Here is a 22,258-nt window from a genome sequence, read left to right as displayed (position 1 = left end):
ACACACCTCACAGTACCGCCGGGGCCACAATGGCTGCCATGACATCTGAGTCTGCCCCGGACCGCGCCGACCCGTATCTGTGGCTCGAGGACATCAGCGGCGACGAGGCGCTGGACTGGGTGCGTGCGCGTAACGCACCCACGCTGGCGGAATTCCGTGACGCCGGCTTCGAGCGGATGCGCACCGAGGCGCTCGAAGTGCTCGACACCGACGCCCGCATCCCCTACGTGGTGCGCCGCGGCGAGCACCTGTACAACTTCTGGCGCGACGCCGCCAACCCGCGCGGGCTGTGGCGGCGCACCACCCTGGACAGCTACCGCACCGACTCCCCCGAGTGGGACGTGCTGATCGACGTAGACGAATTGGGCCGAGCTGACGACGCGAAGTGGGTGTGGGCGGGCGCCGGCGTCATCGAACCCGAGTACACGCGCGCGCTGGTCGGCTTGTCCCCCGGCGGCTCCGACGCGTCCATCGTTCGCGAATTCGACATGCTCACACGGCGATTCGTCACGGGAGGATTCGAGCTACCGGAGGCCAAGTCCCAGATCGCGTGGGAAGACGCCGATACCGTACTGGTGGGCACCGACTTCGGCGCCGGCTCGCTCACCGAGTCCGGCTACCCGCGGGTGGTCAAGCGGTGGCGCCGGGGCACACCGCTGACCGACGCGGAAACCGTCTTCGAGGGCGCGGACACCGACGTGCGCGTCTCCGCCTCGGTGGACCGCACGCCGGGGTTCGAGCGCACCCTGCTGGCACGGGCGGTCGACTTCTGGAACGAGGAGATCTACGAACTGCGCGGCTCCCCCGACGACTCCGAGTTGATCCGCATCGACGCGCCGACCGACGCCAGCGTGTCGATACACCGCGAGTGGCTGCTGATCGAGCTGCGCAGCGACTGGTACCACGGCACCGCGACGTACCGCGCCGGGTCGCTGCTGGCGGCCGACTACGACCCATTCCTCTCGGGCACAGCCGAATTGCGGGTGGTGTTCGAGCCCGACGCGCACACCGCACTGCACCACTACGCCTGGACCAGGGACCGCCTGCTGATCGTGACGCTGGCCGACGTGGCCAGCCGCGTCGAGATCGCCACGCCGCCCTCGCGTGACGACCCGCTGCGCCCGGCTTCGCCGCGCTTGCGATCGTCACGGGGCACCTGGCGGCGCGAGCCCGTGGCGGGCATCCCGGCCGCGACCAACACGGTGATCGCCGCCGCCGACGAACACGGCGACGAGTTCTTCCTGGACTCCAGCGGATTCGTCTCCCCGTCCCGGCTGATGCGTGGCACCGGCGCGGGGCCACTGGAGGCGATCAAGTCGGCGCCGGCGTTTTTCGACGCCGAAAACTTCTCGGTCGCACAGCATTTCGCCGAGTCGGCCGACGGTACCGCCATCCCCTACTTCGTCGTGGGGCCGGCCGACGCGCCGGGGCCGGGCCCGACGCTGCTGTACGGCTACGGCGGGTTCGAGACCGCCAACACGCCCGCCTACAACGGCGTGCTGGGCCGGTTGTGGCTCGCCCGCGGGGGCACCTACGTGCTGGCGAACATCCGCGGCGGCGGCGAGTACGGGCCCGGCTGGCACACCCAGGCGATCCGCGAGGGCAGGCACAAGGTGGACGAGGACTTCGCCGCGGTGGCAACCGATCTGGTTGCCCGCGGCATCACGACGGTGGAGCGGCTCGGCGCGCGCGGCGGCAGCAACGGCGGGCTGCTGATGGGCATCATGCTGACCAGGTACCCGGAGAAGTTCGGCGCCCTGGTGTGCGACGTGCCGCTGCTGGACATGAAGCGCTACCACCTGTTGCTGGCCGGCGCCTCATGGGTGGCCGAGTACGGCGACCCGGACAATCCCGACGACTGGAAGTTCATCTCCGAATACTCTCCGTACCAGAACATCTCGGCATCGCGGCGCTATCCGCCGGTGTTGATCACCACGTCCACGCGCGACGACCGCGTCCATCCTGGCCATGCCCGTAAGATGACGGCGGCCCTGGAGGCGGCCGGGCACAAGGTCTGGTATTACGAGAACATCGAGGGCGGACACGCCGGGGCGGCCGACAACGAGCAACTGGCGTTCAAGGCGGCGCTGAGCTATTCGTTCCTGCACCGCACGTTGCCCGGGTCCTCCGGTTAGCCACCGCGCCCGGAGGGCACCCTGCTGCCCAGTTGGCCCGTCGGGCGCCGCCGCGTGGGTGCGCCTCTGGGTGCTGGCCGGGCACCCGGCCGGCGACCACATCGGCGCGCGGTCCAGCGCTACCAGAGGTACGTGCCGGCCGCCGTGGCCGCCCGTCGCCGTCGCCCTGCTGGTCCGGTGGGCGCGCAGGCGCCGGTCCCCGAACATAGGATCATCGACGTGTCAGCGATCGAACGCATCGAACTCACGCTGCTGGTGACCGGCCTGATCGGCATCGCGGCCGGGGCAACGCAGGCACGCTTCCGCTACATCACCCACCGCCGGGCGGGCCGGCGGTACTACTGGACGACCTCGATCGTCGGCATCGTCTGCTTTGCGATCGGGGTGGGCAAGATCTGGCCGAACGGTATCCTCGCGGCGTCGGTCTTCGTGGCCATAGTGGTGTTCTCGGCCTACCTGAGCACGCCGTACCTCAAGATCAACGGCCGCATCTACGCGTCGACGCCGGAGAATCGACAGCCGGATCCGTAGGCTGCCGGGCTATGAAACCTGGCGAGCCGGCACCCCGCTTCGAAACCCTGCTCTACACCACGGCCGGCCCGGTGGCCACCATCACGCTGAACCGCCCCGAGCAGCTCAACACCATTGTCCCGCCGATGCCCGACGAGATCGAGGCGGCCGTGGGCCTGGCCGAACGCGACCACGCCATCAAGGTCATCGTGCTGCGCGGCGCGGGCCCGGCCTTCTCCGGCGGCTACGACTTCGGCAGGGGCTTCCGACACTGGGGCGAGGCCATGACGACCGACGGGCGGTGGGACCCCGGCAAGGACTTCGCGATGGTCACCGCGCGCGAGACCGGGCCGACGCAGAAGTTCATGGCCATCTGGCGTGCCTCCAAGCCGGTGATCGCGCAGGTGCACGGCTGGTGTGTCGGCGGGGCCAGCGACTACGCGCTGTGCGCCGACATCGTCATCGCCAGCGAGGACGCGGTGATCGGCACCCCGTATGCCCGGATGTGGGGCGCCTACCTGACCGGGATGTGGCTGTATCGCCTCAGCCTGGCCCGGGTCAAGTGGCACTCGCTGACAGGCCGCCCGCTCAGCGGCGTGCAGGCCGCCGAGGTCGAGCTGATCAACGAGGCGGTGCCCTTCGAGCGCCTCGAGGCCCGCGTCGCCGAGATCGCCGCCGAGCTGGCATGCATCCCGCTGTCGCAGTTGCGGGCGCAGAAACTGATCGTCAACCAGGCCTACGAGAACATGGGCCTGGCGTCCACCCAGATGCTGGGCGGCATCCTCGACGGGCTGATGCGCAACACCCCCGAGGCTCTCAACTTCGTCCGCACCGCCGAGACGGAGGGCGTGCGGGCCGCCGTCGAGCGCCGCGACGGCCCGTTCGGGGATTACAGCCAGGCCCCGCCGGAGCTGCGGCCCGATCCCACACACGTCATCGTCCCTGATAACGATGGATAGTGAGCTGTACTATAAAAATCACGAATATGACCAAGGGCCCCTACGCCCGTGCCCCGGAAGTGCTACGGTAACGACTATGTCTCGGCTGAGCTCTGGCCTGCGTGCGGGCGCCGTTTTACTCGCTTTGGCCCTGGCCGCCGTGGTCTTCCCCACGACCGCCACCGCCGACTCCACGGAAGACTTCCCGATCCCCCGCCGGATGATCGCGACCACCTGCGACGCCGAGCAGTACATGGCGGCCGCCCGGGACACCAGCCCGGTGTACTACGAGCGCTACATGATCGACTACAACAACCACCAGCAGTACGCGCAGGCGACCCAGGACAAGGTGCACTGGTTCTTCGGCATGAACCCGGCCGGGCGCCGAGAGTACTCCGAGCACTTCTACGACCAGATCGACCCGCTGTGGTGGGGCTGGCGCAACCACATGAAGCTCTTCTTCAACAACAAGGGCGTCGTAGCCAAGGCGACCGACGTGTGCAACAACTACCCCCCCGGCGACATGTCGGTGTGGAACTGGGGCTGAGGGTTTCCACCGAACCCGGATAGCGCGGCCCGCGTCGTTCGCGAGGCATTCTGTTTGACCCGCCGGGGGCGGGGGAAGGCTGATCGTCATGACGATCAATGCCGATGATGTTGATGTGAATGTTGACCTGGACGTGCGCCGCCGGGCCGGCTGGCTGCCGGAGAACCACGACACGCTGGAGTCGTGGCTGCACGGCCACCGGAAGCGGGCCGAGCTCAAGGGCGAGCAGACCGAGTTGCACCCGGTGCTCAAGGAGTTCAGGCAACTCATCGACGACGACCCCGTCGTGAACATGTACGTCAACGAGATGATCGACCAGGTGCCGCGCACCAAGCAATACCGCAACCGTCACCTGCACGACGTGGACCAGATGCTGTGTCTCATCAACGAGGTCCTCACGATCGCCCCGGAGTTCGGCGACGAGGCGGTGATCATCCCTCTGAGCGCGGTCCTCGACTGGGCGACGACCACCCCGGCCGGTTTCGCCGCGTTCCGCGACCCCCGGATCAACGGGATGATCAAAAAGATCCTCGGCGCGTGGTGCGAGTTCCTCGACAGCCCCGACTCGCTGTACGTGCTCAACGATTCCCCGAAGGGCTGGAAATCCGAGAAGGCGCGCCACACGCTGGGCATCGAGCAGTTCGTCTACGACCCCGACGACGAGCACTGGGGCTTCAAATCCTGGAACGACTTCTTCACCCGGCGCCTCAAGGACGGCCAGCGGCCCGTCGCCTCGCCGGACGACGACAGCGTGATCGTCAGCGCCTGCGAGTCGACGCCCTACCGCATCGCCACCAACATCGCGCACCGCGACCGGTTCTGGATCAAGCACCAGCCGTACTCGCTGTGCGACATGCTGGCCAACGACGAGTCGGTGGACCAGTTCGTCGGCGGAACCGTCTACCAGGCGTACCTGTCGGCGATGAAGTATCACCACTGGCACAGCCCCGTGGCCGGGACGATCGTCCGGGCGTTCGTCCAGCCGGGCACCTACTTCTCGGAGACGGTCTCCAAGAGCTGGGACGCCCTCAAGCCGCCGGACTCCCAGTCCTACATGGCCCACGTCTCGGCGCGCGCGATCCTGCTCATCGAGGCCGACAACCCCGTCATCGGCCTGATGGCGCTGGTGGCGGTCGGCATCGGCGAGGTGTCCTCCACCCTGATCGGCCAGCACATCAAACCCGGCTACCACGTGGACAAGGGCGAGGAACTCGGCTACTTCCAGTTCGGCGGCTCGACGCACTGCCTGGTCTTCCGCCCCGGCGCGATCGCCGACTTCAACTTCTCGGCCATCCCCCAGTCCGAGTACGGGGACGCGCCGACGATCCTGGTGAACGCCAAGCTCGCCGTCGCACCCGAGCAGCCCCGGTAGCGCCGGGGCCGCACGGCCCCGAGATTGCGTCATTTGACTGATCCCGGGCCGCCCGCACACGCGACGCTTGACCCGTCGCCGCGAGAGACGTTCGCGGCGACGGGAGCAAAAGCCATGCGTTCGTGATCGCAAGCCCGCAGCTGCTGGACACCGCGGAACGGCGGATTGCCGAATTGGCGGCAAAGGGCCTGTCCAACAAGGAGATCGCCGCCCGGCTGTATCTTTCGCCCCGCACCGTCAGCGCGCACCTGTACCGGGCGTTCCCCAAGCTGGGCGTCACCAGCCGCGCCGGATTGCACGCCGCCCTCGGCGCGCTCGACGCCGGAGAGCCCACGTTCGAGTCATTTGACTGATCCCGGCCGGTCCCCCGCACCCGACGCTGGACAGGCATCCGCGATCACCGCGGAGCCAAGTGCAAAGGAGTGCCGGATGGCACCCACGCGGACCGTCGTCACCACCATCGACCGGATGCTGGCCGGATTGCGCAGATCGTGGTCGGCCTCGACCATCACCAGTTTCCGTGCGGGCGCGCTGGAAAGCGAGTTGCGCCACCGGCAGAACGTAACGCACGCCGTGTGATTTGTTGACCGGCGGGCATCCCGCGCAGCTTCGCGTTACGCACGTGATACGCCTTACACTTCAGGGGCACGAGGGAAGGGCGCGACCGTCCGGACCTAGGCTTGCGGCACCGTGATTTACTTAGGTAAGCCTTGGTTGTGTTACGGCCGCACCACCACCGGGATCGGGGGCGGCCGGCGCGACGCGGTGATCCGTAGTTGAACATGCTCGAGCGGACGGCGCACCCGGTCCGCCCGGCCGAACCGCCGACCGGTGAAGGGGACTCCGATCTTCAAGTTGCTCTCGCGGACCTGGATTCCGCTGGTGGTCCTGGCGGTGGTCGTCGTCGGGGGATTCGTCGTGTACCGGGTCCACGGCTACTTCGGCTCCGCCAAGCGGGAGTCCTACGCCGACAGCAACCTGGAAAACCCGAAGCCGTTCAACCCCAAACGGATCAGCTACGAGGTCTTCGGTCCGGCGGGGGCGGTCGCCGACATCAGTTACTTCGACGTCAACGGCGACCCGCAGCGCGTCGACGGCGCCCGGCTGCCCTGGTCGCTGCACATCACCACGACGAAGGCGGCGGTGATGGGAAACCTTGTGGCACAAGGGGATAGCGACACCCTCGGCTGCCGGATCACGGTCGACGGCGAAGTCAAGGCCGAGCGCATCTCCCACGAGGTCCACGCCTACACCTTCTGCCTGGTGAAGTCCGCGTGAGCGCGCCGCCCCCGGGGTCGCAAGCCGCCGGCTCCCCCCACGCCGAACGGCCCTTCCTCGCCCGCATGATCCACACCCTGGCGGTGCCGATCATCCTGTTCTGGGTAGCCGTCACCGTCCTGCTCGGCATGTTCGTCCCGTCGCTGGAAGAGGTCGGCCAGGAACGGTCGGTGTCGCTGAGCCCTTCGGACGCGCCGTCGTTCGTGGCCATGAAACGCATCGGGCACGTCTTCAAGGAGGGCGAGACCGACAGTTCGGCGATGATCGTGCTGGAGAGCAACCAGCCCCTCGGCGACGACGCGCACCGGTTCTACGACGTCCTGATCCGCAAGCTGCGCGCCGACACGCGGCACGTGCTGAGCATCCAGGACTTCTGGGGCGATCCCCTCACCGCGGCGGGCGCACAGAGCAACGACGGCAAGGCCGTGACCGTCCAGGTGAACCTCGCCGGCAACCAGGGCGAGCCGCTGGCCAACGAATCCGTCGAGGCGGTCCGCAAGATCGTGGACGGCGTACCCCCGCCGCCGGGGGTCAAGGCCTACGTCACCGGCGTGTCGGCGCTGGCCGCCGACCTGCACCACAGCGGCGACCGGTCCATGCTGCGGATCACCGCGACCACGGTCGCCGTGATCCTGATCATGCTGTTGTTCGTCTATCGTTCGCCGGTCACGGTGTTTTTGCTGCTGGTCACCGTCGGTTTCGAGCTGACCGCGGCCCGGGGCGCGGTCGCGCTGGTCGGGCACACCGGGCTCATCGGGCTGTCCACTTTCGCGGTCAGCCTGCTCACCTCGCTGGCGATCGCGGCCGGCACCGACTACGGGATCTTCATCATCGGCCGCTACCAGGAGGCCCGCCAGGCCGGCGAGGACAAGGAGACGGCGTTCTACACGATGTACCGGGGGACCGCGCACGTCATCCTGGGCTCGGGCCTGACCATCGCCGGCGCCACGTTCTGCCTCAGCTTCGCCCGGATGCCCTACTTCCAGACCCTGGGCGTGCCGTGCGCGGTCGGGATGCTGGTCGCGGTGGCGGTCGCGCTCACGCTGGGGCCCGCGGTGCTGACCGTGGGCAGCCGGTTCGGCCTGTTCGATCCGAAGCGGTTGCTCAAGGTGCGCGGCTGGCGCCGGGTCGGCACCGCGGTGGTGCGCTGGCCGCTGCCCATCCTGGCCGTCACGTGTGCGGTCGCGCTGGTCGGGCTGCTCACCCTGCCCGGTTACAAGGCCAACTACAACGACCGCAACTACCTGCCGACCTTCATCCCGGCCAACGCCGGCTTCATGGCCGCGGACCGCCATTTCTCGCAGGCCCGGATGAAGCCGGAGATCCTGATGATCGAGTCCGACCACGACATGCGCAACCCGGCGGACTTCTTGATCCTCGACAGGCTGGCCAAGGGCGTCTTCCGCGTGCCCGGAATCTCTCGCGTGCAGGCGATCACGCGGCCCGACGGCACGACGATGGACCACACCTCGATCCCGTTCCAGATGAGCATGCAGAACGCCGGTCAGCTGCAGAACATGAAATACCAGCGCGACCGCATGAACGACATGCTGGTGCAGGCCGACGAGATGGCCAAGACGATCGCGACGATGCAACGGATGTACGGCCTGATGACCCGGCTCGTCGCCACCACCCACCACATGGTCGGCGACACCGAGCAGATGCAGCAGATCACCAACGAACTGCGCAACGAGATCGCCGACTTCGAGGACTTCTGGCGGCCCATCCGCAGCTACTTCTATTGGGAGAAGCACTGTTTCGACATCCCGATCTGCTGGTCGATCCGCTCGGTGTTCGGCGCGATCGACGGCGTGGACGAGATCTCCGATCAGCTCAACACGCTGGTGGGTGACATCAAGGAGCTCGACCGGCTGATGCCCGAGATGGTCGCCCAGTTCCCGCCCATGATCGAGACCATGGTCAGCATGCGCACCATGATGCTGACCATGCACAGCACCATGTCGGGGATCTTCGACCAGATGGACCAGATGAGCGACAACGCCACCGCGATGGGGCACGCGTTCGACGCCGCCAAGAACGACGACTCGTTCTACCTGCCCCCGGAAGTCTTCAAGAACAAGGACTTCAAGCGCGCGATGAACAACTTCCTGTCCGAGGACGGGCACGCGGCCAGGTTCATCGTCCTGCACCGCGGGGATCCCGCGTCGGCCGCGGGCATCGCCAGCATCGACAAGATCCAGACCGCGGCCGAGGAGTCGCTCAAGGGAACACCGTTGGAGGACGCCAAGATCTATCTGGGCGGGACCGGGGCCGTGTTCAAGGACATCTCCGAGGGCGCCCGGTGGGACCTGGTGATCGCCGGGGTCTCCTCGCTGTGCCTGATCTTCATCATCATGCTGATCATCACCCGCGCCTTCGTGGCCGCCGCGGTCATCGTCGGCACGGTCGCGATATCGCTGGGCTCCTCGTTCGGCCTGTCGGTGCTGTTCTGGCAGCACATCCTCGGCATCGAACTGCACTGGCTGGTGCTGGCGATGTCGGTCATCGTGCTGCTGGCCGTCGGGTCGGACTACAACCTGCTGCTGGTGTCGCGGTTCAAACAGGAGATCGGCGCCGGCCTGAACACGGGCATCATCCGGTCCATGGGCGGCACCGGCAAGGTGGTCACCAACGCCGGGCTGGTCTTCGCGTTCACGATGGCCTCCATGGTCGTCAGCGACGTGCGCGTCATCGGCCAGGTGGGCACCACCATCGGCCTGGGCCTGCTGTTCGACACCCTGATCGTGCGCGCGTTCATGACCCCGTCCATCGCCGCGCTGCTGGGCCGCTGGTTCTGGTGGCCGATGCGGGTGCGGTCACGGCCGCCCCGGGTCCCGGCGAGCACCGTCCGGCCGCCCGACCACTCGTTCGCCTACAGCGACTAGCCCTCCCCCATGGACACGATCGCGCTCATCGGGTTCCTCGGCGGCCTGATCACCGGCATCTCGCCGTGCATCCTGCCGGTGCTCCCGGTGGTGTTCTTCTCCGGCGTGGACACCTCCGGCGAAAGGTCCTCCGCCCGGCCGTATCTGGTGATCGCGGGCCTGGTCTGCAGCTTCGGCGCGGTCACCCTGGCCGGTTCGGCGCTGCTGTCGGCGCTGCACCTGCCGCAGGACGCGATCCGCTGGGCCGCCCTGGTGATCCTGACCCTGATCGGCCTGGGCTTGATCTTCCCGCCGCTGCAACAGCTGATCGAACGACCGTTCGCCCGTCTACCGCAACCCCGATTCGCCTCCCGCAGAAGCGGATTCGGGCTCGGGTTGACGCTGGGCGCGCTGTATGTGCCGTGCGCGGGCCCGGTGCTGGCCGCCATCGTGGTGGCCGGGGGCACCGCGAAGATCGGCGCGCCGGTCCTCGTCCTGACCCTGATGTTCTCCGTCGGCACCGCCTTGCCGCTGCTGGCCTTCGCGCTGGCCGGCCGGCGCGTGGCCGAGCGCGTCGCCGCGTTCCGCCGCCGGCAGCGCGCCGTGCGGATCGCCGGCGGGATCACGATGATCGTGCTGGCCGTCGCGCTGGTCTTCAACCTGCCGGCGATGCTGCAGCGCGCCATCCCCGATTACTCGAGCGCCATGCAGAAAGGACTCGGCGCCAACAACATTCGCCAGGAGCTCGACCCGGGTGGCGCGAAAGGCCGGCTGGCCGACTGCATCGACGGCGCCGACCGGCTGCAGGAGTGCGGGCCGGCGCCGGCGCTGACCGGGATCACGGGCTGGCTGAACACCCCGGACGACAAGCCGATCGACCTCGCCTCGCTGCGCGGCAAGGTGGTCCTGATCGACTTCTGGGCGTACTCGTGCATCAACTGCCAGCGCGCCATCCCCCACGTCGTCGGCTGGTACGACCGCTACCGCGGCGACGGCTTCGTGGTGATCGGCGTGCACACCCCCGAGTACGCCTTCGAGCGGGTCCCCGCCAACGTGGCCAGCGGCGCCGCCGCACTGCACATCACCTACCCCGTCGCCCTGGACAACGACTACGCCACCTGGAACAGCTACCAGAACCTGTACTGGCCGGCCGAGTACCTGATCGACGCCGACGGCAACGTGCGGCACACCAAGTTCGGCGAGGGCGACTACGACGGCACCGAGACGCTGATCCGCCGGCTGCTGGTGGCCGCCGACCCCGCCGTCCGGCTGCCCCCGGCGTCCGGTGCGGCGGACGACACGCCGCGCACCAGGCTGACGCCCGAGACCTACCTGGGCGCGGGCAAGGCCCTCTACTACGGCGGCGCCGGCCGCTACGACTCCGGCACCGCCACATTCGGCTTCCCGGCGACGTTGCCCGACGACCGTTTCGCGCTGCGGGGCCGCTGGAGCATCGACGACCAGGGCGCCACCGCCGAGAGCGAGGACGCCGCCGTCCGGCTGAACTACACCGGCAAGGACGTGTACGTGGTCGTCGGCGGCACCGGCAGCATCGCCGTGACCCGCGACGGCACGACCACCACGACGCCGATCGGCGGGCCGCCCACGCTGCACCGGATCGTGTCCGACCCGACCGCCCGCCGCGACCGGTTGGACATGCGGGTCAGCCCAGGCCTGCAAGTCTTTTCGTTCACCTTCGGCTAGCCGCCCTTCCGGACGAGGCTGCCCGCCATCGCGACCAGCACGCCGAGCACCACGAGCGCGACGCCGGCGAGCAGTGTCACGTCGAGCCACAGGCGCAGGCCGGCCTCGGCGTGGGCGACCATCACCTCGGCGACCCGGCGGATGTCGCCGGTGCCGCGCCGGAGCACGCCGTCGACGCGCCGGCCGAGGACCTCGGTGCCGGCCCAGCCGGCCGCGCCGACGACCAGCGCGGACACGCCCAGGCTCGTCAGCGCCTTGCCGCGGCGGCGCGCGGCGGCCAGCGTCAGCAGGGCGCTCACCACGGCCAGCGCCGCCGCGCCGATGCTGAGCCAGGGCCCCCAGGTGGACAGCCGGCTCAGCTGGCCCTGCCGCAGCGGCGGTCCGGCCTGCGTCAGCGCAACGGTCAGGTCCGCGGGAACCGTGACGCGGTAGTCGGCCAGCAACTGCGCCAACGCGCTGTCGCGCAGCATCGGCGACACGTCGACGGCCCACGCGGTGCCGGTCCGCCCGGAGCGCGGGTCGGTGAACAACCAGGCGTGCGCGGCCCTGTTCGCCTGGGCGAACAGCGGCGGGAAGGCCGGGCCCGCCGTGAACGCGGCGGCGGCGGCGTGCACCCGCGAACCGTCGACCCGGTAATGCCCGCCACCGCGGGCGGCGATCAGCGCCATCGTGCGGGCGGTGAGTTCGTCGGCCATCGCGGACTGCAGCCGCGGGTCGGTCGCGGCCTTCTGGGCCAGCGCGGCAAAGCCGCGCTCGTCGACGACATGGACCTGGGCCCACGCCGCGGGGACGGCCACGCCCACGGCCACGGTGGTGGCCAGCCACAACAGCGCCGTCACCGCGAACCGCACGCCCGCGAACCTACTGGACACCCCGCACGTAGGCGGCCTGGCCGAGATGCTGGGCACAGTCGTCGAGGATGCTCACCAGCCGGGCGCCGGCCGTCACCGGCGGATCCCAGTTGGTGTCCACGACGCGGGCCAGCTCGTCGGCCGTGACGCCGGCGATGTATTCGAGGGTGAGCTTGTGCACCGCGTGGTAGTAACCGGACAGCAGGCCGGCCGGGGCGCGGACCTTGGCCACCTCGTCGGCGCCGTGGCCATAGCCGGTGTCGTCGCGGGGCAGGTCCAGCCCGAACCGGTCCACCCATCCGTCGCGGGTCCACACCTGCTCGACGCCGGCCACGTGCGCCAGCTGGATGTCCTGCACCCGCGCGCTGTGCCAGAGCAGCCAGGCGATGCTGTTGGCGCTCGGGGTGGGGCGGTAGGCGGACACCTCGTCGGTCAGGCCGTCGGTGAGGTTGTCGACGTGTTCGATCAACCGGGTGAACGCGTCTCGGAGGAGTTCCTGAACGGCGGCGTCGGGATCGGCCATACCGCCGACACTACGGGAGGTTTCGGGGGGAGGTTTCGGCCCTGGCACGACCCCCGCGACGGTCGTAGATTATTTAGATGACCTACGACCTCATCATCCGCAACGGCACCATCGTCGACGGGCTGGGGAGTGAGCCGTACGTCGGCGACGTGGCGGTGAAGGACGGGATCATCGCGGCGGTGGGCGCGGTCGACGGCGCCACCGCCGAGCGCGAGATCGACGCCACCGGGCTGCTGGTCACCCCCGGCTTCGTCGACCTGCACACCCACTACGACGGCCAGTCCATCTGGTCGGAGCGCCTGACCCCGTCGTCGGCGCACGGGGTGACCACCGTGGTGATGGGCAACTGCGGGGTCGGCTTCGCGCCGTGCCGCCAGGAAGACCACGACGTGCTCGTCGACGTGATGGCCGGCGTCGAGGACATTCCCGGCGTGGTGATGACCGACGGCCTGCCGTGGACCTGGGAGACCTTCCCGGAGTACCTGGACACCATCGAGGCGGGACGGCGTGACATCGACGTGGCCGCCTACCTGCCGCACTCGCCGCTGCGGGTCTACGTGATGGGGCAGCGCGGCGCGGACCGCGAGCCGGCCACCGCGGAGGACCTGGCGAAGATGCGGGCGCTGGCCAAGGAGGCGATCGAGGTGGGCGCGCTGGGCTTCGCCTCGTCGCGGCTGACCATCCACAAGACCGAGAGCGGTTCGCCGATCCCCAGCTACGACGCCGCGCGCGAGGAGATCGAGGAGATCGCCAAGGGCGTCGTCGACGGCGGCGGCGGCCTGCTGCAGTTCGTTCCCGACATCCCGGCCGGCGGCTACCAGCCGGTGCTGCAGACGGTGTTCGACGTCGCCGAGGACGTCGGGCTGCCTGTCACGTTCACCCTGGTGGTCGCCAACGCGGGCGACCCGACGTGGGAGGACGCCATCACGATGATCGAGAAGGCGAACTCCGCGGGCGGAGACATCACCGCGCAGCTGTTGCCGCGCCCGATCGGGCTGATCATCGGGCTGCAGCTCACCGCCAACCCCTTCGTGCTCTACCCCAGCTACCGCGAGATCGCGCACCTGCCGCTGGCCGAGCGGGTCGCCGAGATGCGCAAGCCGGAGGTCCGCGCCCGCATCCTGGCCGACAAGCCCGGCCACGGCCACCCGATCCTCTACGTCGCGCAGATGTGGGACTGGATCTACCCGCTCGGCGACACCCCCGACTACGAGCCCGACCCGTCGACGAGCATCGGCGCCCGCGCCCGCGCCCGCGGGGTGGCGCCGATGGAGGAGGCCTACGACCGGCTGCTCGACGACGACGGGCGCGCCATGCTGCTGGTGGCCACCAGCAATCTGGCAAACAATTCGCTGGACACGGTCGGCAGGCTGCTGCATCGGGACGACGTGGTGCTCGGTCTCGGTGACGGCGGCGCCCATTACGGGATGATCTGCGACGCCAGCTACTCGACGTACTTCCTGACCCACTGGGCGCGGGACCGGAAGTCGGGCCGGTTCAGCGTGCCCGAGGCCGTCCGCGCGCTGACGTCGGTGCCGGCCCGGGTGGCGGGCCTGGGCGACCGCGGCCGCATCGCCGTCGGCTACAAGGCCGACCTCAACGTCATCGACCACGCCGCGCTGCGGCTGCACAAGCCGGTGATCCGCCACGATCTGCCCGCCGGCGGGCGCCGCCTGGACCAGACCGCCGACGGTTATGTCGCCACGATCGTGTCCGGGGAGGTGATCGCCGCCGACGGCGTGCCCACCGACGCTCGTCCCGGCAAGTTGGTCCGGGGCCGGCGGTCATCCCCAGTAGCCGTTCGATAACGCCACGAAGGGCGGCCCGTCCCGGTTAAGTTGGGTCAGTGACGAGCCCGCATTTTGCGTGGTTGCCGCCTGAGATCAACTCGGCATTACTCTTCGCCGGACCGGGAGCGGCGCCGCTGCTTGCTGCGGCGACCGCGTGGGAAGGGCTGGCCGAGGATCTGGCGTCGTCAGCGTCGTCGTTCCTGACGGTGACGACGGACCTGGCCAGCGCGTCATGGCAGGGCGCGTCGGCGACGGCGATGCTGTCCGTCGCCACGCAGTACTCGGGGTGGCTGAGCGCGGCGGCGGCCCAGGCCGAAGGCGCAGCAAGCCAGGCGACGGCCATCGCGGCCGCGTTCGAGGCGGCGCTGGCGGCCACGATCCAGCCGGCGGTGGTCACGGCGAATCGGATGCTGGTGCAGGCGCTGGCAAACACGAACTGGTTCGGGCTCAACGCGCCGGCGATCATGGACACCGAGGCCGCGTACGAGCAGATGTGGGCGGCCGACGTCGCGGCCATGTTCAACTACCACGCCGACGCGTCGGCGGCCGCCGGTCAACTCGCGCCCTGGCAGCAGGTCCTGCAAAAGCTCGGTTTGAAGTTCAGCAACGGCCAGCTCACCAGCATCCTGCCCGGCAGCAGCGGCCAGGGATCCAACCTCGGTTTCGGCAACAGCGGCGCCCAGAACGTCGGGTCCGGCAACTCCGGTAACAACAACCTGGGGTGGGGCAACCTCGGCAACGGCAACGTCGGCTTGGGCAACACCGGCAACAACGACTTCGGCATCGGGCTGACCGGCAACAACCAGTTCGGCTTCGGCGGCTTCAACTCCGGGACCGGGAACATCGGCCTGTTCAACTCGGGCAACAACAACATCGGTTTCTTCAACTCGGGCAACGGAAACTTCGGCATCGGGAACGCCGGTTCGTTCAACACGGGCTTTGCCAACTCCGGCAGCATGAACATGGGCTTGTTCAACAACGGCGCCGCCAACACGGGCTTCTTCCAGGACAACTCCCTGGGCGCCCAGTCGGGCGCCGGGATGCTCGGATCCGGCCGCTACATCACCGGCGGCCTGGGCGCGGCCAACCTGGATTCCGGCCTACTCAGCTCGGCCGCGGCCAACACCGGCGGGCTGAGCGCGAGCCTGGGCAACGCGGCCCTGCTCAACCCGCCCGCGGCCAACGCCGCCTTCGGCGCACCGGTGAGCCAGCCCGCCGCCATCGCGGGCGGTGTCGAGTCGCTCGGCGCGAACGCCGCCGCCGTCACCGCCGCCGGCGGCCCCACGCCCACCGTGGGCGTGCGGACCATGGCCGCCGCTCTCACGGGTGCCTTCACGCCCACCGCCGGCGACCCCGGGGCGCGCAGCAACCCGCCCGTTCGCGAGCCCGGCATCCCCAACTCGGGCTTCTTCGGCAAGGCCGACCGCACCCCGACCGGTCCCAACACGGGCATCAGGGAGCTGACCCTGCTGCCGACCCCGTCTGAGTAGACGACACCATGCGGACGGAGAAGAAGGTAGACCTGCAGCGGCTCGCCGCCGCTCTCACCGACTACCCGTACGCGTATCTGATCACCGTCGACGACAGCTATCGCGTGCACACCGTGACAGTCGCGCCAACGCTGCGCGGGGGGACTCTCGACGTCGGCCCCATCGGCGGTCACACCCGCGACAACCTCGTCCGGCGCGGCGACGTCACCCTGCTGTGGCCCCCCACCGAGCCGGGCGGCTACTCGCTCATCGTCGACGGGCACGCGCAGGCCGCGGGGCCCGATTCCGCGTCCCTGGGTGTCGTGCCCGACCGCGCGCTGCTGCACCGCGACGCCGCCCCCGACTCACCCGAGGCGGCCAGGGGCTGTCTGCACGACTGCGTCGTGTTCTCGCTGCCGGCCTAACGCGCGCCGTACAGTCTCATCCGTGAGCCGCGTCGCACCGCTCGCCCCTCCGCGGAGCCAGGAAGATGCCGTCAGCATCAACAGCTGGGGCCATCCCGACCGCGCCTATGAGCCGCTGCTGCTGGTGCGTTGCCTGCAGCGCCACCCCGCGCTGAGGTGGAGGGCTGGATGCGGCCCTGGCCGCTAGTGAACTTCGGGAACGCGTCGGCGAATTTGCGTTCGTCCGTGCCGGCGTTCTTGAGGAACTCGGTGCGCACCGGTCCCGGGCACAGCAGTGCGACGGCGACACCGGTACCCGCGAGCTCGGCGCGCACCCCTTCGGTGTAGGTCTTCACGAACGCCTTGGTGGCGGCGTAGCCGGCCTGCCCGGGGAAGGGGTGGAAACCCGCGGTGGATCCGACGTTGAGGATCGCGCCGCGTCCGCGGGGCACCATCTGCTGGACCGCGCGGGTGGTCAGGTCGATGACGGCCTCGACGTCGACCCGCACCTGCCGACCTCGTCGAGGAGGTCGGCCCGGGCGGCGGGATCCGCGACGTCGCAGGCGATCACCTCGACGTGCGAGCCGCCCCGGGCCAGTTCGTCGGCCAGTTCGCGCAGCCGGTCTTCGCGGCGGGCGACGAGGGTCAGGCGGGGGTCACCGCGCTTCCGACCACGAGGCGACGTCGAAAACCGATAGCGTCGGCGATATCGGTTTCGCGAATCGAGTGCCGGCCGTCACGCCGTGACGGAGGTGACGACACGAAAAAGCCCGGCCCCCAAAGGGACCGGGCTTTCCCGTTGGACAGACTCAGAAGTCCATGCCGCCCATGCCGCCGGTCGGGTCGCCCGCCGGAGCGGCCGCCTTCTCCGGCTTGTCGGCGACAACGGCCTCGGTCGTCAGGAACAGCGCCGCGATGGACGCCGCGTTCTGCAGCGCCGAACGGGTCACCTTGACCGGGTCGGCGACGCCGGCCTTGAGCAGGTCCTCGTACTCACCGGTGGCGGCGTTGAGCCCGACACCCGGCTTGGAGTTGCTGACCTTCTCGGCGACCACGCCGGGCTCGAGCCCGGAGTTGAAGGCGATCTGCTTCAGCGGTGCCGACAGCGCCACCCGCACGATGTTGACGCCGGTCGCCTCGTCGCCGTCGAGCTTGAGCTCGTCCAGCGAGGGCGCCGCGTGCAGCAGGGCCACGCCACCACCGGCGACGATGCCCTCCTCTACCGCCGCCTTGGCGTTGCGGACCGCGTCCTCGATGCGGTGCTTGCGCTCCTTGAGCTCCACCTCGGTGGCGGCGCCGGCCTTGATCACCGCAACACCGCCGGCCAGCTTGGCCAGGCGCTCCTGCAGCTTCTCGCGGTCGTAGTCGGAGTCGCTGTTCTCGATCTCGCTGCGGATCTGGGCCACCCGCCCGGCGATGGCGTCGGTGTCGCCGGCGCCCTCGACGATGGTGGTCTCGTCCTTGGTGACGACGACCTTGCGGGCCTTGCCGAGCAGCGCCACGTCGGCGCTCTCCAGCGACAGGCCGACCTCCTCGCTGATCACCTGACCACCGGTGAGGATCGCCATGTCCTGCAGCATCGCCTTGCGGCGGTCACCGAAGCCGGGGGCCTTGACCGCCACCGACTTGAAGGTGCCGCGGATCTTGTTGACGACCAGGGTGGAAAGCGCCTCCCCCTCGACGTCCTCGGCGATGATCAGCAGCGGCTTGCCGGCCTGGATGACCTTCTCCAGCAGCGGGAGCAGGTCCTTGACCGTCGACACCTTGGAGCTGACCAGCAGGATGTAGGGGTCCTCGAGGACCGCTTCCTGCCGCTCGGCGTCGGTGACGAAGTAGCCCGAGATGTAGCCCTTGTCGAACCGCATGCCCTCGGTGAGCTCGAGCTGCAGGCCGAAGGTGTTGGACTCCTCGACGGTGATGACGCCCTCGTTGCCGACCTTGTCCATCGCCTCGGCGATCAGGTCGCCGATCGACTGGTCGCCGGCGGAGATGGCCGCGGTGGCGGCGATCTGCTCCTTGGTCTCGACCTCCTTGGCCTGCTTGAGCAGGGTCTCGGTGACCTTCTCGACGGCCTTTTCGATGCCGCGCTTGAGGCTCAGCGGGTTGGCGCCGGCCGCGACGTTGCGCAGGCCCTCCTTGACCAGCGCCTGGGCCAGCACCGTGGCCGTCGTCGTGCCGTCACCGGCGACGTCGTCGGTCTTCTTGGCGACCTCCTTGACCAGCTCGGCGCCGATCTTCTCGTACGGCTCCTCCAGCTCGATCTCCTTGGCGATGGACACACCATCGTTGGTGATCGTGGGGGCGCCCCACTTCTTCTCCAGGACGACGTTGCGGCCCTTGGGACCCAACGTCACCTTTACCGCGTCGGCGAGGGCGTTGAGCCCGCGCTCGAGGCCGCGACGGGCCTCTTCGTCGTACGCAATTGTCTTGGCCATTGCGAAGTGATTCCTCCGGGTCGGGAATGAAACGGGGGCCACCGTGGTGACGACAACCCCAATTACTTACGCTGGCCGGGCGCAGTGCCCGCGACGGACGACCAGACTGGCCTCACCGTCCCGACCTAGCACTCAGCGGTCGCGAGTGCCAACGTCATTCTTAGCACTCGCCTATGCCGAGTGCAAGAATGCGTCCGCCGTTATCGCGCTGCGCGTAACCCCTCAGGGCAGGTCGAGCAGCCGCTGCGCGCGGACTCCTTCGTCGCGACCGGGTTCACCGTTCCGATGCTACGGACGGACGGCGCGCAGGCCGTCGATGACGACGTCGGTCGCCCGCTCGGCCAGCGCCGAGTCGTAGGCCTGCATCGCCTGGCACCCGACGAGGATCGCCTTGAGGTCTCGCATCTCGACGTCGCGCCGCGCCGTGCCCGCCTCCTGCGCGGCGCGCAGGAGGCGGGCGATCATGGCCTTGAAGGCGTCCTCGGGCGCGGGCGCGGCGCAGGCGCCACCCCGGCGGGTCGCGCACCGAGCTGACCCGCAACCTGCCCCCGCTCGTCGAGCGCCTCGTCACGCCGGTGCTCAACCCGCTCATGCAGGACGCCGCCGCCGGCGCGCTGCCGACGCTGCGCGCCGCCACCGACCCCGGTGTGCTCGGCGGGCAGTACTCCGGGCCCGACGGCTTCGCCGAGCTGCGCGGGCACCCCAAGCTCGTCTCGTCCAGCGCGAAGTCCCACGACGCCGACGTGCAGCGCCGGCTGTGGGCGGTCTCCGAGGAACTCACCGGCGTCGTGTTTCCCGTCGGCTGAGCGGCGGCGCGGGGCCACACTGGAGGCATGTCCCTGGTCGTGCCGCCGTATCCGCCGCGCCGCTACACCGCCGACGAGCCGGAGGTCAGCGCCTGGCTCAAGCGGGCCCCCGAAAATGGAGGGGCGCCCCCGGACTACGAAGCCCCGACCGGGGCCCGCTACCACTACCTGGCCGACCAGCGGGCCACCGACGGCGACTACGGCCTGTACCGGGTCGACCTCCCGCCGGCCGGCGGCGGGCCGGGGCCGCATTTCCACCGGGCCATGTCCGAGGCGTTCTTCGTGCTGTCCGGAACGATGAAGCTCTACGACGGCACCCGCTGGGCAGACGGGCATGCGGGCGACTTCCTCTACGTCCCGCCCGGCGGCGTCCACGGCTTCCGCAACGAGGCCGACGCACCGGCGTCGATCCTGATGCTGTTCGCTCCGGGCGCGCCGCGCGAGGCCTACTTCGAGGGATTCGGCGCCCTGGCCGACATGACCGACGACGATCGCAGGGAGTGGTTCATCCGCCACGACAACCACTGGGTGTGAGCGATCGGCCCCCGTCGGCCGGGTGCCGTCGGATTCAGATACTTAACTATTAACTAATTGAATCAGTTGCGGGATCGCGCTAGTCTTGGCGCTTGATGAAGCTTGACCAGGGGACGCCCCGGTGCGCGGGGTCGGCCCGGATGGGCGGTCCGCTCCCCGGAGTCGGCGCCGGATACGCCGGCGACTCGTTGCAACCCAACAGCTTTGAAGCCGACCGCCCGCCGTCGGGACGGCTCCGCGATTCGTCCCGGATCCCGCCCATGCGGCGCCGCAACCGGCACGTCGTGCCGGCCGAAGCCGAGAACTGAGAAGGAAAGCCCGTGGACGTACGAGCCCAGCTTTCGCAGTTGGATACCGCAACACGGGAGGCTCTGGCGCGCCGGATCAAGAGTCGGCGATCGAAAAGCGACGCCGCCGCCGAACACGACGTCGTGATCCTGGGCGGCGGCGTCGCGGCGCTCACGCTGGCGCTGCAGATTCGCCGCGAGCGGCCCGCGACGCGGGTTCTGGTCATCGACCCGCGCGCCCACCCGCTGCCCGAAATCACCCACACCGTCGGCGAATCGACCGTCGAGGTCTCGGCGCACTACTTCCGCGATCGCCTCGGTCTGGGCGAGCACCTGAGCACGTCGCACATCCGCAAGATGGGCTTGAGGATGTTTTTCGCCCACGGCGCGAACACGGACATCGCCCAGAGAATGGAACTGGGAAGCTCGTCGTTCGTGCCGCAAGTGACCTATCAGGTCGATCGCGGACGCCTGGAAAACGAGCTCACCCGCCGTTGCCTGTCGAGCGGCGTGGAAATCGCTCGCGGCCGGGCGCACTCGGTGCGATTCGGCTCCGAGAACCGTCCGCACAGCGTGTCGATCCAAAACGGTGACGCGACAACAGCCACGACCGGACGATGGCTGGTCGACGCGTCCGGCCGCAACCGGATGCTGCCCCGGCAACTCGGTCTCAAGCGGGGCAATGGCCACGCCTGCAATTCCGCGTGGTTGCGCGTGGCCGCCGAGATCGACGTCGGTCGGTGGAGCGACGACCCGGCATGGCAGGGCCGCCTGGTCGAGGGCGACCGGGCGATGTCGACCAATCACCTGATGGGCGAAGGATATTGGGTCTGGCTCATCCGCCTGGCCTCCGGAGCCACGAGTGTCGGGATCGTCGCCGACCCCACGTTTCACGCGTTCGACGAGTTCAACACCCTCGCCAAGGCGAAGGCGTGGCTCGGTGAACACGAGCCGCAGTGCGCGGCGACCCTGGCGGCGAACGAGCACCTGATCATGGACTTCCGCGTCATGAAGAGATACAGCCACGGCGTGGCGAAGGCGTTCGACGGCTCCGAACGTTGGTGCATCACCGGCGATTCCGGGATCTTTCTCGATCCGTTGTATTCGTCAGGGATGGATCTGGTCGCCATCGGCAACGGCCTGATCACCGACATGATCGTCCGGGACATGGACGGGGAGGATGTCGTCGCGCGGTCACAGATCAGCGACACCTTGTTCCGATCCCTCACCGACATGTGGCTCGCCGTCTACCAGGATCAGTACGCATTGATGGGGAAGCCGACCGTGATGTCGGCGAAGATCATCTGGGACGTCGCGTTCTACTGGGGATTCATCGGCCTGCTCTACATGAACGGCCGGTTCGTCGGCGTCGCCGACGAACCCGACTTCGTTCCGCACCTCGACGGGCTCATCGCGCTCAGCAATCGGGTGCAGCGCTTCTTCCGGGAGTGGGCCGCAATCGAGGGCGACCTCTCGCCGGTGCCATTCCTCGACTTGTACTCGCCACTGAACTTCATGGTCGCCCTGCACACCGCGATGATGGGGCCCAGCCCGGACTTCGCCGAGCAGTTCGACGCGAACGCGCGCCTACTGCGTCAACTCGCGGGCCAGCTTGTCGACACCGTCCTGGCGGACAAATCCCCGCTATTCGGCGACGACGCCGTCATGCGGCAGGTGCAATCGTGGCAAGTCGACTCGCTCTTGCGAGAGCTCCGCGCGACCTACCGGCGCGAGCAGGCGACCCACCCGATCAGCAGCGGCTGGGTGATCACCACCTCGGCCGCGCTGCAACCGAATTGACACCGGGCGCC

18 protein-coding genes and 4 pseudogenes are annotated in these 22,258 nt (G+C 69.1%); 17 read left to right on the top strand and 5 right to left on the bottom strand.

The genetic code is table 11. The features are described from left to right. Positions 1-38: 38 nt before the first annotated feature. From ACJ512_RS03770 to ACJ512_RS03725, 10 genes and pseudogenes are all read left to right on the top strand, one after another. Positions 39-2,135: a prolyl oligopeptidase family serine peptidase gene (locus tag ACJ512_RS03770; RefSeq protein WP_407685206.1), complete on the top strand. Its 2,097-nt coding sequence runs from the start codon at positions 39-41 to the stop codon at positions 2,133-2,135. A 219-nt stretch (positions 2,136-2,354) separates the two neighbouring features. Further along, positions 2,355-2,666, top strand: coding sequence for a hypothetical protein (locus tag ACJ512_RS03765; RefSeq protein WP_407685286.1), 312 nt, complete (start codon positions 2,355-2,357; stop codon positions 2,664-2,666). 11 nt (positions 2,667-2,677) lie between these two features. Further along, positions 2,678-3,604, top strand: a complete 927-nt coding sequence (locus ACJ512_RS03760) for a crotonase/enoyl-CoA hydratase family protein (protein ID WP_407685205.1) — start codon at positions 2,678-2,680, stop codon at positions 3,602-3,604. A 76-nt stretch (positions 3,605-3,680) separates the two neighbouring features. Further along, complete coding sequence (locus tag ACJ512_RS03755; protein ID WP_369740855.1) at positions 3,681-4,130, top strand: DUF5078 domain-containing protein; 450 nt, start codon at positions 3,681-3,683, stop codon at positions 4,128-4,130. A 115-nt stretch (positions 4,131-4,245) separates the two neighbouring features. Further along, on the top strand, positions 4,246-5,502 hold the full coding sequence (locus tag ACJ512_RS03750) for a phophatidylserine decarboxylase associated domain-containing protein (RefSeq protein WP_461479973.1): 1,257 nt from the start codon (positions 4,246-4,248) through the stop codon (positions 5,500-5,502). A 155-nt stretch (positions 5,503-5,657) separates the two neighbouring features. Further along, positions 5,658-5,855, top strand: a pseudogene (locus tag ACJ512_RS03745) (helix-turn-helix domain-containing protein); the annotation flags it as partial. A 76-nt stretch (positions 5,856-5,931) separates the two neighbouring features. Beyond that, a complete protein-coding gene (locus ACJ512_RS03740) occupies positions 5,932-6,081 on the top strand; it encodes a hypothetical protein (protein ID WP_407685203.1) in 150 nt (49 codons plus the stop codon). A gap of 276 nt (positions 6,082-6,357) precedes the next feature. After that, positions 6,358-6,780 carry an MmpS family transport accessory protein gene (locus tag ACJ512_RS03735; protein WP_407685285.1) on the top strand — a complete coding sequence of 141 codons (423 nt, stop codon included), beginning with the start codon at positions 6,358-6,360 and terminating at the stop codon, positions 6,778-6,780. Positions 6,781-6,845: 65 nt separating this feature from the next. Then, positions 6,846-9,665, top strand: a complete 2,820-nt coding sequence (locus ACJ512_RS03730; RefSeq protein ID WP_407685284.1) for an MMPL/RND family transporter — start codon at positions 6,846-6,848, stop codon at positions 9,663-9,665. A 9-nt stretch (positions 9,666-9,674) separates the two neighbouring features. Beyond that, positions 9,675-11,348, top strand: a complete 1,674-nt coding sequence (locus tag ACJ512_RS03725) for a cytochrome c biogenesis protein DipZ (RefSeq protein ID WP_407685202.1) — start codon at positions 9,675-9,677, stop codon at positions 11,346-11,348. Here ACJ512_RS03725 and ACJ512_RS03720 read toward each other — a convergent pair. Next, positions 11,345-12,199: a hypothetical protein gene (locus ACJ512_RS03720; protein ID WP_461479972.1), complete on the bottom strand. Its 855-nt coding sequence runs from the start codon at positions 12,197-12,199 to the stop codon at positions 11,345-11,347. The genes ACJ512_RS03725 and ACJ512_RS03720 overlap by 4 nt on opposite strands. Positions 12,200-12,209: 10 nt before the next feature. Next, the gene (locus ACJ512_RS03715) at positions 12,210-12,722 is read right to left on the bottom strand and encodes a mycothiol transferase (RefSeq protein ID WP_407688618.1); all 513 of its coding nucleotides are present in this window, start codon (positions 12,720-12,722) and stop codon (positions 12,210-12,212) included. Positions 12,723-12,799: 77 nt separating this feature from the next. On the opposite strand from ACJ512_RS03715, the gene ACJ512_RS03710 reads away from it, so the two are divergent. From ACJ512_RS03710 to ACJ512_RS03700, 3 genes are read left to right on the top strand one after another with little or no spacing between them, the layout of a single operon-like run. Continuing rightward, complete coding sequence (locus ACJ512_RS03710; RefSeq protein WP_407688617.1) at positions 12,800-14,530, top strand: N-acyl-D-amino-acid deacylase family protein; 1,731 nt, start codon at positions 12,800-12,802, stop codon at positions 14,528-14,530. 38 nt (positions 14,531-14,568) lie between these two features. Then, the gene (locus ACJ512_RS03705) at positions 14,569-16,002 is read left to right on the top strand and encodes a PPE family protein (protein ID WP_407688616.1); all 1,434 of its coding nucleotides are present in this window, start codon (positions 14,569-14,571) and stop codon (positions 16,000-16,002) included. Positions 16,003-16,010: 8 nt separating this feature from the next. Beyond that, the gene (locus ACJ512_RS03700; protein ID WP_407688615.1) at positions 16,011-16,406 is read left to right on the top strand and encodes a pyridoxamine 5'-phosphate oxidase family protein; all 396 of its coding nucleotides are present in this window, start codon (positions 16,011-16,013) and stop codon (positions 16,404-16,406) included. A 188-nt stretch (positions 16,407-16,594) separates the two neighbouring features. On the opposite strand, the pseudogene ACJ512_RS03695 reads toward ACJ512_RS03700, so the two are convergent. From ACJ512_RS03695 to ACJ512_RS03685, 3 genes and pseudogenes are all read right to left on the bottom strand, one after another. Next, positions 16,595-17,028 (bottom strand): annotated as a pseudogene (locus ACJ512_RS03695) (SDR family NAD(P)-dependent oxidoreductase); the annotation flags it as partial. A gap of 166 nt (positions 17,029-17,194) precedes the next feature. After that, the gene (gene groL / locus ACJ512_RS03690; RefSeq protein ID WP_407688614.1) at positions 17,195-18,820 is read right to left on the bottom strand and encodes a chaperonin GroEL; all 1,626 of its coding nucleotides are present in this window, start codon (positions 18,818-18,820) and stop codon (positions 17,195-17,197) included. A gap of 288 nt (positions 18,821-19,108) precedes the next feature. Beyond that, a pseudogene (locus ACJ512_RS03685) lies at positions 19,109-19,306 on the bottom strand (SbtR family transcriptional regulator); the annotation flags it as partial. 20 nt (positions 19,307-19,326) lie between these two features. Between ACJ512_RS03685 and ACJ512_RS03680 the strand changes: the two are divergent. The 4 genes and pseudogenes from ACJ512_RS03680 to ACJ512_RS03665 all read left to right on the top strand — a co-directional run. Next, positions 19,327-19,626 (top strand): annotated as a pseudogene (locus ACJ512_RS03680) (short-chain dehydrogenase); the annotation flags it as partial. 27 nt (positions 19,627-19,653) lie between these two features. After that, complete coding sequence (locus tag ACJ512_RS03675) at positions 19,654-20,160, top strand: cupin domain-containing protein (protein ID WP_407688613.1); 507 nt, start codon at positions 19,654-19,656, stop codon at positions 20,158-20,160. 95 nt (positions 20,161-20,255) lie between these two features. Further along, positions 20,256-20,468 carry a hypothetical protein gene (locus ACJ512_RS03670; protein ID WP_407688612.1) on the top strand — a complete coding sequence of 71 codons (213 nt, stop codon included), beginning with the start codon at positions 20,256-20,258 and terminating at the stop codon, positions 20,466-20,468. A gap of 12 nt (positions 20,469-20,480) precedes the next feature. Next, positions 20,481-22,247 carry an NAD(P)/FAD-dependent oxidoreductase gene (locus ACJ512_RS03665; protein ID WP_407688611.1) on the top strand — a complete coding sequence of 589 codons (1,767 nt, stop codon included), beginning with the start codon at positions 20,481-20,483 and terminating at the stop codon, positions 22,245-22,247. The last annotated feature ends 11 nt before the right edge of the window (positions 22,248-22,258 follow it).

Origin of the sequence: Mycobacterium cajalii, from assembly GCF_045809005.2 — a bacterium.
In the GTDB taxonomy this organism is placed as follows: domain Bacteria; phylum Actinomycetota; class Actinomycetes; order Mycobacteriales; family Mycobacteriaceae; genus Mycobacterium.
The sequence above is the reverse complement of the archived record's forward strand: the minus strand, read 5'-3'. Positions and strand labels throughout refer to the sequence as shown.

What these genes read in the sequence shown, in the direction of transcription:
- ACJ512_RS03710 (WP_407688617.1), top strand. Translation starts at nt 12,800, where the DNA reads ATGACCTACGACCTCATCATCCGCAACGGCACCATCGTCGACGGGCTG.
- groL (WP_407688614.1), bottom strand. Translation starts at nt 18,820, where the DNA reads ATGGCCAAGACAATTGCGTACGACGAAGAGGCCCGTCGCGGCCTCGAG.
- ACJ512_RS03770 (WP_407685206.1), top strand. Translation starts at nt 39, where the DNA reads ATGACATCTGAGTCTGCCCCGGACCGCGCCGACCCGTATCTGTGGCTC.
- ACJ512_RS03715 (WP_407688618.1), bottom strand. Translation starts at nt 12,722, where the DNA reads ATGGCCGATCCCGACGCCGCCGTTCAGGAACTCCTCCGAGACGCGTTC.
- ACJ512_RS03725 (WP_407685202.1), top strand. Translation starts at nt 9,675, where the DNA reads ATGGACACGATCGCGCTCATCGGGTTCCTCGGCGGCCTGATCACCGGC.
- ACJ512_RS03670 (WP_407688612.1), top strand. Translation starts at nt 20,256, where the DNA reads ATGAAGCTTGACCAGGGGACGCCCCGGTGCGCGGGGTCGGCCCGGATG.
- ACJ512_RS03740 (WP_407685203.1), top strand. Translation starts at nt 5,932, where the DNA reads ATGGCACCCACGCGGACCGTCGTCACCACCATCGACCGGATGCTGGCC.
- ACJ512_RS03730 (WP_407685284.1), top strand. Translation starts at nt 6,846, where the DNA reads ATGATCCACACCCTGGCGGTGCCGATCATCCTGTTCTGGGTAGCCGTC.
- ACJ512_RS03760 (WP_407685205.1), top strand. Translation starts at nt 2,678, where the DNA reads ATGAAACCTGGCGAGCCGGCACCCCGCTTCGAAACCCTGCTCTACACC.
- ACJ512_RS03675 (WP_407688613.1), top strand. Translation starts at nt 19,654, where the DNA reads ATGTCCCTGGTCGTGCCGCCGTATCCGCCGCGCCGCTACACCGCCGAC.
- ACJ512_RS03700 (WP_407688615.1), top strand. Translation starts at nt 16,011, where the DNA reads ATGCGGACGGAGAAGAAGGTAGACCTGCAGCGGCTCGCCGCCGCTCTC.
- ACJ512_RS03755 (WP_369740855.1), top strand. Translation starts at nt 3,681, where the DNA reads ATGTCTCGGCTGAGCTCTGGCCTGCGTGCGGGCGCCGTTTTACTCGCT.